Raw genomic sequence first — 13,238 nt, forward strand, 5'->3', positions numbered from 1 at the left:
TTACAACAAATTATTCTTTTCAGAAACAACTTTTCTCTCTCCATCATCTACAATAGGTTGCCCTGCTTTTGCTTTTGTTATGAATTTTTCATAAAATATATCTGGCGTTTCTGGTTTTCCAAAATAAAATCCTTGTATTACATCTGGAGATAGTTTTTGTAACACAGTACGTTCTTCAATAGTTTCTACACCTTCTACACAAACACGAATATTTACACTATGTGCTAATTCAATCATATTTTTAATTAAATGAGAATTATATCCACCCTCTTGTATAGATTTTACAAAACATCTGTCAATTTTGATTTCATCAACTCTTAATTCTTTCAAATAACCAAGACTAGAATAACCTGTTCCAAAATCATCTATAGAAATTTGTATTCCTTTTTTATTTAATTGATAAAAAAGTAAATTAAAATAAGAATAGTCTTGTAATTGTATACTTTCTGTTACTTCTAATATAATAGCACTTCCTGGAAGATTTGCCTTTTTTAAAGCATCAAACACAATTTCCATTAGTCTTTTATCTTTTAATTGTATGTATGATAAATTAATATTCATTCGGAAATTAGGCAAAAATTCTCTCCATTGATAGCATTGTTTTGTTGCTTTTTCTAATATCCATTTTCCTGCCTCTAATATTAACCCTGTCTGCTCTAATATAGGAATAAATACTACAGGACTAATTTCACCGTATTGCTTAGAACGCCAACGCATCAATGCTTCTGATTTTACAAGTGTTCCATCTTCATTTTTTACAACTGGTTGATAATAAATATAAAATCCTTCAAAATTATTTTTAATACTTTCTAATATCTCCTCTTTTAAGTCAATAAAGAAAAGATGCCCTTTATAATTATCTATAGAAAAGAAAGAAAGTTTATTTTTTCCTTGCTGTTTTGACTGATTTAACGCATCTTCTGCATATTGATATAAATTGTGATAGTTATTCACGTCCATAGGATAGCCTACTGCACCTGCTGAAACAGTACTATATGTTTGAATAGAAAAGTCTGTTTTTATTCTATCATAAAATGCTTTTGCACTATCTTTTGTGTATCCTACTAAATTCGCACCAAATTTATCACCATCTAAACGATAAAGTTGACTATCATAATCTAAGTTTTTATCTATAATTTCAGCAAGTTTTTTAAGTTGTTCATCTCCATATTTTCTACCATATTTATCATTTACGTTTTTAAAGTCGTCTATGCCCAACATTAAAAAATAACCTGTTTCATTTTTTTGAAATGCGTCTTGAAATATTTTTTCTAAAACAGTTTGATTTTGCAGTCCTGTCAACTGGTCTATTTTTTTACTTACTACATTTTCTGAAATACTTCCTGCAATAATACTTGGTTTTCCTTCTTCATAAGAAACACACTTACCTATACAGTTTACCCATACAGATACTCCTTTTCTATCAATCATACGATGTTCCAGAGAAATTTGGTCTGTTTGACCATTTTTAATTTCCTCTAATTTTTCAGCTACTCTATTTCTATCTCTAACATCTATTACAGAAATCCAGTCTTCTATACCGAAAGAAATATCTAAAAAAGGCAAAGGATATTTTTCCCAAATACAAGAGGAAAAATAAAACTGTTGTTGTTCTACATCTAATACAAATAAATAATCCTCTATGCTTTCTCCCCAAAAAGATAATATTTCAATATATGGTCTTAATTTCGCTTGTCTGTCTTGCTCTCTTTGCAAAAAAAACACCTCCTCTGTAACTTTCCATTTCAATATTATTGTTGTAATTTATTATCGCATATTTCATAATTTATTTCAATCATTTTTATACCTAGACATTAAAAATTACACTATGAAAATGAAAAGCTGCAAATATTGTAATATAATTTTATTCAAAAATTTTTCTTTTTTTTATATTAAACCATACATTTTAAATATACGTACTAATTTTGTTCCCATAGGCATTGCTCTTAAGTCATCTTCTTTGATGCCACCAATCAAAAGCATAACAAGACCATATACTATTACAGCAATAAAAATAGCTATAATTGTAGCAACAGTATTACTATTTAAAAATGCAAAAAGAGCTTTATAGGCAGCAAAACAAACGCCTCCCATAACTGCTGAACCAATTAGAGGTTTAAACAAAGAAGCTAATAAATCAATACGTACCCTCATAATATGAGATAGCATAGCTAAATTAAATATAGAAGCTACTGCATAACAGCCTGTTGTAGACAAAACTGCTCCCAGAACATTAATAGAAGGTATTCTAATTAACAAAGCATTTAATATTATTTTTACAATCGCACCTAATATTGCTCCTGCAACAGGAACTTTTACTCTGCCAATGCCTTGCAAAACGCCTGTTACAGTTTGACACAATGCTAAAAATATAATAGATACAGAGCCTACAATTAATAACATACCACCATCTGGTGCTTTTGGAAAAAGCATTTGTATAATTTGATTTCCTAGTACACCTAATCCAACACCTGCTGGAACAGAAATAATCATAGACACACGTAATGTCATATTCATTTTTCTTTTCACATCTTTTTTTTGATGTAATCTCATAGATGCTGCAATACTTGGTATAGTTGCAGTTGCTACTGCTGTAGATATAGATATTGGTAATGTTGTCAGTGTTACATATTTTCCAGACAACTGTCCATATAGAGCTTTTGCTTCTTCTAGTGTATGCCCTATATTGATTAATATTTTTTGTACCATAACCATATCAATTAAATTTGTCATACTAAATACTGCTGTACCTGCTATAATGGGTGCAGCAGTATTTAGTAATATTTTTGCAATTTCTGTACCTGTTTCTGCTGTTTCTTTATTTCTATCATATTTTGTTTTTTTGTATACTACTGGCTTCAAAAGTGTATAAGAAAACATAATGACAATCAGACCAGCAAGTGCACCTATTCCTGTACCTGCTGTGCCTCCTGCTGCTCCCATAATAATATTTTTTTCTCCTGCTGCTCTATCTACGCCATAGCCTAATAAAACATAGGCTAAATAAACACTAAAAAAAGCATTAAATATTTGTTCTACTATTTGAGATAGTGCAGTTGGCAACATAGTATTCATACCTTGAAAATAACCTCTATATGCAGACATAATTGCCACAATTAATATAGTAGGCGATAATGTCAATATACAATAATAGCTGCTTCCATCATCACTCAGAAAAAAAGCCATTTTCTTTGCACATACAAGCATCAATATCATAAATAAAAATCCAAGCATTCCAGAAACTAACAACGAAACTTGAAATACTTTATGAGCATTACGATATTCTCCTGCTGCTAAACGTTCTGAAACCATTTTTGAAATAGCAGCAGGCAGTCCTGCTGAAGATAATATCAATAAAAATGTATAAATATAATAACCTGCACTATAAATGGCATTGCCTGTATCCCCAATCATGTTTGTCATAGGAATACGATATAAAAATCCTAAAAATCTTACCATAATACTTGCAAAAGCCAATATTGCTGCTTGTTTTACAAAAGAACCACTTTTTTTCTTCACCATAAAAGCACCTCAATCATAATACATTTTTATCCATGAATACGTATCTTTCTTCTCAATCCTGCATCTAATACTTTTTTTCTCATACGCAAATTTAGCGGTGTTACTTCTACTAGTTCATCATCATTTATAAATTCAAGACATTGTTCTAATGACATTTGTATCGGTGGTGTTAATTTTAAAGCATCATCAGAACCAGATGCTCTTGTATTTGTCAACTGTTTCTTTTTGCAGACATTGATGTCCATGTCCTCTGCTCTTGCATTACGACCTACTATCATACCCGCATATACTTTCACTCCTGCACCAATGAACAAATCTCCTCTTTCTTGTGCATTATACAGCCCATAGGTAATCGCTTCTCCATCTTCAAAAGCAACAAGAGAACCTTGTGAACGAATAGGGATTTCTCCCTTATATGGTTGGTAACTATCAAAAACAGAATTTAATATACCATTTCCTTTAGTATCTGTCATAAATTCATTTCTATATCCAATCAATCCCCTTGCAGGAATACTAAACTCTAAACGAGTATATCCTCCTTTTGATGGATACATATTTGTCATTTCTCCTTTTCTACTTCCCAGCTTTTCAATGACATTACCAACAAATTCTTCTGGCACATCTATTGTTACATTTTCCATAGGTTCTAATTTTTTACCATTTTCTTCATGAAAAAGTACTTCTGGTTTTGAAACTTGAAATTCAAATCCTTCTCTTCTTAATGTTTCAATGAGTATAGAAAGATGTAATTCTCCACGTCCAGAAACTTTTAAACATTCTGGTGTATCTGTATCTTCTACACGCAAACTAACATCTGTATTTAATTCCTTATATAATCTATCACGAATGTGTCTTGATGTTACAAATTTCCCTTCTGTTCCTGCAAATGGACTATCATTTACTGAAAAATTCATTGATATTGTTGGTTCTGAAATTTTCACAAATGGTAATGCTTCTGGCTTTTCTGGAGAACAAATAGTATCTCCTATCATAATATCTTCCATACCTGAAATAGCTACAATCTCACCAACACCTGCTTGTTTTACTTCCTGTCTTTGCAATCCCTCAAATGTATACAATTTTGTAATTTTTACTTTTTTCTGCATCTCTGGATTATGAATATTTACAATAACTACTTCATCATTTACACGTATCGTACCATTTCCAATTTTACCTATACCAATTCTTCCAACATATTCGCTGTGGTCTATTGTAGAAATTAAAGCCTGTAATGGTGCTTGTAAATCTCCGCTTGGTGCAGGAATGTGTTTTATAATCGTTTCAAAAAGAGGTATCATATCTTTTCCTTGTTCTTCTAAATCTAATGTTGCAACACCACTTCTTGCAGATGCAAAAACAAAAGGAGAGTCTAGTTGATTTTCATTTGCATCTAATTCAATAAATAATTCTAACACTTCATCAATTACTTCTTTTGGCCTTGCTTCTGGGCGGTCAACTTTGTTTACGCATACTACAACAGGCAAATTCAATTCTAATGCTTTCCTTAACACAAATTTTGTCTGTGGCATAGCGCCTTCAAAAGCATCTACTACAAGTACAACACCATCTACCATTTTTAATACACGTTCTACTTCTCCGCCAAAATCAGCATGGCCTGGTGTGTCAATAATGTTAATTTTAATATCTCCATAATGTACTGCTGTATTTTTTGATAATATTGTAATACCTCGTTCTCTTTCAATATCTCCGCTGTCCATAACTCTTTCTTGTACTACTTGATTAGAACGAAATATGCCGCTCTGTTTTAATAATTGGTCTACTAATGTTGTTTTGCCATGGTCAACATGGGCAATAATTGCAACATTTCTAATTTGTCCTATTTTTTGTTCCATTTTTCATTAGCTCCTCTTTATTATTGAAAATTCTATAAATATTGTATAAAATTCTCTATATTTTACCACATGGTATACAAAACCGCAACACAAAATCAATATAAAAAGCCTTTCATAATAAATATGAAAGGCAATAAGAGCATAACCTAATTTATATATATATTTCAATGCAAAAGCATCTATGAACTATACGATAATTGATTAAGCACGTGTTACATTAGCTGCCTGAGGACCTTTTGCTCCTTGAACAACTTCAAATTCTACTTCCTGGCCTTCTTCAAGTGTTTTGTAACCTTCTGCCTGAATAGCAGAGAAATGTACAAACACATCATCTTCTCCAGGTACGGAAATAAAACCAAAACCTTTTTCTGCATTAAACCATTTTACTGTACCTTTTTTCATGTTAAAATCCTCCTACGTAAATAAAAAATGCTTACTTATATAACGTATTTAATAGTACCATATATTTTCTATTCTGTCAATAAATATTTCTGCAAAAAGTTAATATTTTCCAATATTTATCTTTTTTTCTAATTTATAGGGTATAATTTGTGTCATTTTTTAAATTTCCATTTGAAATAGCTTGTCTTGCCAAAAAGTCACATCTTTCATTCTCTACATTATCTGCATGACCTTTTACCCATATAAATGTTACTTTATGTTTTTCTAATAATGGTAACAATCTTTGCCACAAATCAATATTTGATACGATTTCCTTTTTATTTCTTTTCCAATTATTTTCTTTCCATTTTTTTAGCCAACCCTTTTCAATAGCATCTACTACATATTTAGAGTCACTATATAATGCAACCTCACAAGGTTCTTTTAATGCTTCTAAGCCTTTTATTACTGCTAGTACCTCCATACGATTATTTGTTGTTAATTGATACCCTTGTGACAATTCTTTTCTTGCACTGCCATATAAAAGTACTGTGCCATATCCTCCTGCACCTGGATTGCCTGAGCATGCACCATCGGTATATATTGTAACTGATTTCAATATCATTTCTCCTTTTCTTTTTTTAAAAATGCTTTTGCTATCACTATATCATCTGGCGTCGTAATTTTTATATTTTCATAATGTCCTTCTATTACGAACACAACATTGCCATCTCTTTCTACAAGCATAGACTCATCTGTACCTATAAAATTTTCTTTTTCTGCTTTTTCAAATGCTTTTAGTAATAAATCTTTTTGAAATGCTTGAGGTGTTTGTATATACCAAACAAGATTTCTTTGTGGTGTTGTTACAATTTCATTTTCTGTATTACAAATTTTAACAGTATCTTTTGCTTTGACACCCAATACACAAGCTCCTTTTTGTTGTGCTGTTATAATCGTTTTTTTAATATCCTCTATCTCTACAAAAGGACGAACACTATCATGTACTACTATAATTTCTGTTTTATTATTTGCTGCACAAATTCCTGCATATACGGAATGTTGACGTTCTTTTCCTCCCTCTACTATAGTAGATACTTTTTGAAAACCTTCTCTTTTTACAATGCTCCAAAGTAATTCTATTGTATCACTTGCTGTTACTAAAACAATTTCATCAACTTCTTTACATTGTTCAAATTTTTCTATAGTAAAAGCAATAATTTCTTTTTCTCCCAATTTTAAAAATTGTTTTTTTATTTTTGTACCCATACGAATACCTGTTCCTGCTGCTGGTATTACTGCAGTACAATATTTTTTAATATTCATGTTATTCTCCTTACAAATAAAAACAATACCATTATTTTTTTGATGTTACTACTCCAAAACAAAAGCCCTGCACAAAGTACAAGGGCTATTATTTATATTATTTTTCATAAATGTGCTATTCTTACATTCAATTTTTACTATAATTATACGATAATATTTATTTTTGTCAATACTTAACAATATTCACTTTGTAAAAACGCTTTTTTTGTACATTGTCTGTATTATTTTATTATAATATAATATATATTTAGATATATTCATTTTTTAAGTATTGACTTTACTATGAAATATTGCTAAAATGAATGTTTTGCATTTTTTGCAAAATTATGTTATTCTAAAACAAAGAGATTTTAAATTGGGGTGTGAAATATGGAGAAAAACAGGAAACAGTAAAACTGTACATTTAGTATTTCATAATTTTTTTGTAAATACTATACGTGGGTTATTATTTTGCTACAAAAAAGTTCATTAGAAGTCAAAAATATTGTAAATTTAATTTATAATTTACCCATATCAAGCGACCTTTCATTATATTAGTTAGCGACTATTACTTATATATTATATGAATTTAACTAATATCTGATAAACTATTGTATGATAAAATAAAAGAGATTTGTTCCATTTATTTTTATAAAAATCAAAAAAATTGAAACAATGTCCTAAGCCCTTCCATCACAAAAGAGAAATTGATAAACAGTTTACAGGCAGCAAACAGTAAAACTGTACTGCTTTTTTGTATTTTTTAAATCGTTTTTGTACATACTTAACAAAAACAGTAGTAATGACAGAAAGGAGATTTTTTATGTTTCAAATTGGTGAAAAAGTGGTTTATCCTATGTATGGTGCTGGCGTTGTGGAAAGTATTGAACAAGATTTTCACGGAACAAAATTAGAAATGTATTATATTATACAAATTCCTAAAAATAATTTAAAAATTCGCTTAATTGCAAATAAATCAGAACAACTCGGTGTAAGGGCTGTATCAAACAAAGAAGAAGTTGTAAAAGCATTAGAATATGTTGGTGCAAAAAAAATTATCATGCCAGAAAATTGGAGCTTACGTTACAAAGATAATTTGGAAAAATTAAAAACTGGTAAATTAGATATGGTTACAGAAGTTGTAAAAAATCTAAATGAAAGAGAAAAAAGAAAAAAACTTTCTAATATAGAAAAAAAATTGTTAAATACAGCAAAGCAAATTGTTTTAAGTGAAATTATATGTTCTTATGAAATTGATACAGAAAAAGCAGAAGAATTACTTGCAAATTTAGTATTAAATTGTTAATATCTTAATAACACTATTATGGGGGAGGTGATATAGTGAAAAGATTATTGGGAATTGTAATTAGTTTAATTGTTACAGCAGCATTTTTTGCGATATTTCATTTGTTGTATCTGCTGGACTTATTTCGTCTAAACCGCATTGTACCATTTTACGTGCCTGTGGTGATTTCTATTGTACTTGGCCTTATTTTTTATTTTATTTTTTCTTCTGCTGTCACAAATAAAATTATGACACAAATGGCAAAGACAGAAGAAAAACTAGTTAAAATGAACTTAAAGGAATTAAGTTTTAGTTTACTGGGTTGTATTATAGGACTTGCTATAGCGAATTTAATTGGTATTGCATTTAATGGCTTTGGACCTTTGGGAACAGGCATTATTATATTATTAAATATTGTGCTTGGTTTTTTGGGGTTTCGTGTTGCTCGTAAAAAGAAAGATGAAATCAATGTAAGTAATCTAAAAAATGTATTGGCAAATCCTGACTCTAAAAAAAATATTATTGCACATGGCAGACCTAAAATATTAGATACTAGTGTTATTATAGATGGAAGAATATTAGATTTACTTCAAACGGGTTTTATTGAAGGAAAAATATTAATTCCTAATTTCGTTTTAGAAGAACTACGTCATATTGCCGATTCTTCTGATTCCTTAAAAAGAAACAGAGGAAGACGTGGATTAGATATACTTAATGAAATTCAAAAGCAGCTTTCTGTTCCAGTAGAAATTGTAGACTATGACCCAAAAGAAGCATTAGAAGTAGATACAAAATTATTAAAAATGGGCGAAAAAATGGACGCTTTTGTTGTAACAAATGATTTCAATCTAAACAAAGTAGCAGAATTTCAAGGTGTTCGTGTTTTAAATATTAACGAATTAGCAAATGCAATTAAACCAGTTGTGTTACCAGGAGAAGAAATGCAAGTAACTGTTATAAAAGCAGGAAAAGAAAACGGACAAGGTATTGGCTATTTAAATGATGGTACTATGATTGTTGTAGAAGGTGGCAACCGTTTTATTGGTGAAACAAAAAATGTTGTTGTGACAAGTGTTTTACAAACAGCAGCAGGTAGAATGATATTTACTAAAATTGCAATGGCTGTTTCATAATTACAACACAATAAAAATATATTTTATCCCCTTTTTTTATATAGTTTATATAAAAAAGGGGATTTTATAATTGATAGAAATAATACTTCATGATATAATACTGTTTAATTTTAATTGTTTCTTTAAAGTAATCATTAATTTGGGAGAAATAAAATGATTGATATAGATAAACTAAAAATAATACTTACAGAATATAAAAAGCATTTTTATAGTCATTGGAACAACGAAAAATACAAATGGGAAGCAATAAAACATTTTCAGTCCCATTGGAATATAGAAGCAAAAAATTTTGCTGAAATGTTTGAATATGCTACAGCTAAAACAGGTAATTTACTTACATCAAAAAATTTTTATCCTAGAGTAATGATAATAGCTTTTGCAAAAGTTGATGCTGAAACAGTTCGTCAAATGTTTCGTAAGTTATTTAATGAAAATTACTCTCTTTCAGAACGTATTGAATTATTCCAAAATGTTTCTGAAACTATTAGACAAAAATATGATGATGGTACATGGAAAAATCACTTTCAAAATATATATACTATTAGTGTATATATTTGGTTAATGTTTCCAGATAAATATTACATTTATAAATATACTATTTATAAAAATGTTGCTACAGAATTAAACAGTAATTATGAACTAAAACATAATGGCTCTATAAACAATTTAATAAATGGATTTTGTATGTATGATGAAATTTGTGATATTATTCAAAAAGATACTGAAATAAAGTCAATACTTCAAAATATAATTACTGATGATTGTTATACTGACCCTTATCTAAAAACTTGTACAATTGATTTTGGCTTTTATTTGAGTAAACTTTATTTAGAACAAAGCCAACCAGAACATTGGTTTCCTCAAAATTATACTCCTGAAATTTCTATAGAAAAATGGTCAGAACTTTTACAGGACAGTTCTATATTTAATTTAGCAGCACTTCAAATTGTAAAAAGAATAAAAGATTATGGTGGGCAAGCTACTTGTAAACAACTTTCTGAAAAATATGGTGAAAGTCCTAATTTTTATAATGTAAACTCTTTTACTTTAGCTCGTCGTATTGCTGAAAAAACACAATGTCCTATTATTACAACGGAACAATGCCATACTAAATGGTGGCCAATACTTTACATTGGAAAAAAAGCAAATAATACTACAGAAGGTTGTTTTATTTGGAAACTACGTTATGAATTAGATAAAGCATTAGATAAAACAGATTTGTCATATATTCCTTTATATTCAAATTCTAAACCAGCAATTTGGAAAATCAGCCATGGTACAGAAGCAACTGGTATTTCAAATCAAAACAAAATAATATTTGAAAAGCGAAATGTTGTAGTTGTTCATAGTAATACAAAAGCTAAAGGTACATCAAAAGTTAAACAAGGGCAAGACTTTATCAATACCATTAAAAAAGGAGATTTCTTTTATTTATGTTATGGAAATAGCATACAATTATTGGGGCAGTTCATTAGCGAAAAGGCTGTACCCAATAAAGAAATTCAAAATGAATGGTATGAAAGAGAATATTGTATTATAGCAAAATCAAAAGATACTTCAGCTTATAAAGGTACTCAAAAATGGTGGACACCAAATAATAATTCTACTTGCATAAAAATAAGTGAAGCAGAACAAGATTTATTTGAAAAGTTGATATTAAAGCCATATTTTGATATATCATTACATTCACTTTTTCATAATACAGAAAATACTGCTATTTCAAAATATACGAAACAGGACTTTTTAGCTGCTGTTTATATGACAGAACAACGTTATACTATGCTTGAGGCATTATTAAAAAACAAAAAAAATATTATATTACAAGGTGCTCCAGGTGTTGGAAAAACATTTATTGCTAAAAAACTCGCTTACACAATTATGGGAGAACAAGACGACAGTAGAATTAAAATGGTTCAATTTCATCAAAATTATTCTTATGAAGATTTTATAATGGGCTATCGTCCATGTGGTGCTGATTTTAAATTGACAGAAGGCACTTTTTATCGTTTTTGTGTTGAAGCTTCAGAACATAAATATAAACCGTATTTTTTTATTATTGATGAAATCAATAGAGGTAATATTAGCAAAATATTTGGTGAACTGCTTATGTTAATTGAAAAAGATTATCGTGATACAGCAATTACTTTATCTTATAATGATATTTCATTTTCAGTACCAGAAAATTTATATATTATAGGCATGATGAACACAGCAGACCGTAGCCTAGCTATAATGGATTATGCTTTGAGAAGACGATTTAGTTTTTTTGAAATAGAACCTGCATATTATTCAGAAGGATTTCAAAATTATCAGCATAAAATAGCAAATAAAACGTTTGATGCCCTCATAGAGCAAATAAAGCTTTTAAATAAAGAAATTATTTCAGATGCTTCTTTAGGGCGTGGATTTCAAATAGGTCATAGTTATTTCTGTGATGAAAAAGCACAACATTGTACTACAGACTGGTTACGTTCTATTGTAGAATTTGACATCATACCCATGCTGTCAGAATATTGGTTTGATGAAACAGAAAATTTAGAACGATGGAAAAAAAATTTGCGTGGTGTTTTTGATGACAAATGATAAGTCAATACTTATAAAAAATATATATTATATGTTGTGTTATGTATTTCCTATTTTAAAACAAAATAATTATAATAAAATTGCTTCTGAAAAATTTGAAAAAACACAAGATTTATTTGCTGCAATACTTTCAAAAGGCATAGCGCAACAATTAAAACGAGGACTTTATTATGAGTATATTACACAATATGAAACATTATCTGTATTACGTGGAAAATTAAATGTTTCACAAACACTACATAATAAAATGCAAAAAAGACAAAAATTATATTGTGAATTTGATGAATTATCTGAAAATAATTTATATAATCAGATATTAAAAACTACTATATATTTTATTATAAAAGATAAAAATTTATCAAATAAATACAGAACTGCATTAAATAAATTATTGATATTTTTTAATGATATTACTCTATTAGAACCATCAAAAATAAAATGGCAACAGCTCCATTATCAACATAATAATAAAAATTATGAAATGCTTTTAAATATTTGTTATTTTGTATTGCACGGAATGTTGCAGACTACTGAAAAAGGAAAATATCATATCATAAATTTTTCAGAGGAGCATATGGCAAAATTATATGAAAAATTTATACTAGAATATTATCGCTATCATCATAGCTATTTATCAAAAATAAAGCCTGCTCAAATAAAATGGAATTTAACAATGCAAAATGATAAATCAATGACTTGTTTTCTTCCTATAATGCAAACAGACGTAATGCTTTGTCTTCATGATAAAACTGTAATTATTGATGCAAAATATTACAGTCATATACTTCAAAAACATTATGATAAATACAAATTACATTCTACAAATTTATATCAAATTTTTGCTTATGTAAAAAATCAAGATAAAAACAACACAGGCAATGTTTCAGGAATATTGTTGTATGCTAAAACAGAAGAAGACATCACTCCAAATTTTACTTTTCATATAGGTGGCAATCAAATTGAAATAAAAACATTAGACTTAAATACAGATTTTAAAATAATAGCAAAACAATTAGACAACATAGTTACTTCCTACTTTAAAAAGTAGTATGCGTTTTCTTTAACATACATAATAGTAAGAAAACGCAATACTATGGTCAAATATAGACCATTTTATGATTAATTCTCACATCATATAGTTTAATTTAAAACTGTTATATTAGTTTATTTTTTACT

10 protein-coding genes are annotated in these 13,238 nt (G+C 28.8%); 4 read left to right on the top strand and 6 right to left on the bottom strand.

The window, feature by feature from the left end; genetic code table 11:
• The 6 genes from C820_RS14215 to ispD form a co-directional block, all read right to left on the bottom strand.
• Entirely contained in the window at positions 1 to 1,716 is a 1,716-nt protein-coding gene (locus tag C820_RS14215; protein WP_004036552.1) for a bifunctional diguanylate cyclase/phosphodiesterase, read from the bottom strand.
• Positions 1,717 to 1,887: 171 nt separating this feature from the next.
• On the bottom strand, positions 1,888 to 3,522 hold the full coding sequence (locus C820_RS14220; protein WP_004036550.1) for a putative polysaccharide biosynthesis protein: 1,635 nt from the start codon (positions 3,520 to 3,522) through the stop codon (positions 1,888 to 1,890).
• 26 nt (positions 3,523 to 3,548) lie between these two features.
• Positions 3,549 to 5,375, bottom strand: coding sequence for a translational GTPase TypA (typA, locus tag C820_RS14225; protein WP_004036547.1), 1,827 nt, complete (start codon positions 5,373 to 5,375; stop codon positions 3,549 to 3,551).
• Positions 5,376 to 5,576: 201 nt separating this feature from the next.
• Positions 5,577 to 5,777, bottom strand: a complete 201-nt coding sequence (locus tag C820_RS14230; RefSeq protein WP_004036546.1) for a cold-shock protein — start codon at positions 5,775 to 5,777, stop codon at positions 5,577 to 5,579.
• 133 nt (positions 5,778 to 5,910) lie between these two features.
• Complete coding sequence (rnhA, locus tag C820_RS14235; RefSeq protein ID WP_004036545.1) at positions 5,911 to 6,375, bottom strand: ribonuclease HI; 465 nt, start codon at positions 6,373 to 6,375, stop codon at positions 5,911 to 5,913.
• 2 nt (positions 6,376 to 6,377) lie between these two features.
• The gene (gene ispD / locus C820_RS14240; protein WP_004036544.1) at positions 6,378 to 7,082 is read right to left on the bottom strand and encodes a 2-C-methyl-D-erythritol 4-phosphate cytidylyltransferase; all 705 of its coding nucleotides are present in this window, start codon (positions 7,080 to 7,082) and stop codon (positions 6,378 to 6,380) included.
• Positions 7,083 to 7,884: 802 nt separating this feature from the next.
• Here ispD and C820_RS14245 point away from each other — a divergent pair.
• From C820_RS14245 to mcrC, 4 genes are all read left to right on the top strand, one after another.
• On the top strand, positions 7,885 to 8,367 hold the full coding sequence (locus C820_RS14245) for a CarD family transcriptional regulator (RefSeq protein ID WP_004036543.1): 483 nt from the start codon (positions 7,885 to 7,887) through the stop codon (positions 8,365 to 8,367).
• A 35-nt stretch (positions 8,368 to 8,402) separates the two neighbouring features.
• Entirely contained in the window at positions 8,403 to 9,479 is a 1,077-nt protein-coding gene (locus C820_RS14250; protein ID WP_004036541.1) for a PIN/TRAM domain-containing protein, read from the top strand.
• Positions 9,480 to 9,632: 153 nt separating this feature from the next.
• Entirely contained in the window at positions 9,633 to 12,062 is a 2,430-nt protein-coding gene (locus C820_RS14255) for an AAA family ATPase (protein WP_004036539.1), read from the top strand.
• Positions 12,052 to 13,110, top strand: coding sequence for a 5-methylcytosine-specific restriction endonuclease system specificity protein McrC (gene mcrC / locus C820_RS14260; protein ID WP_035296218.1), 1,059 nt, complete (start codon positions 12,052 to 12,054; stop codon positions 13,108 to 13,110). Before C820_RS14255 ends, mcrC begins: the two co-directional genes overlap by 11 nt.
• The last annotated feature ends 128 nt before the right edge of the window (positions 13,111 to 13,238 follow it).

The sequence above is a fragment of the Clostridium sp. MD294 genome (assembly GCF_000364165.2).
In the GTDB taxonomy this organism is placed as follows: Bacteria; Bacillota; Clostridia; order Lachnospirales; family Anaerotignaceae; genus Coprocola.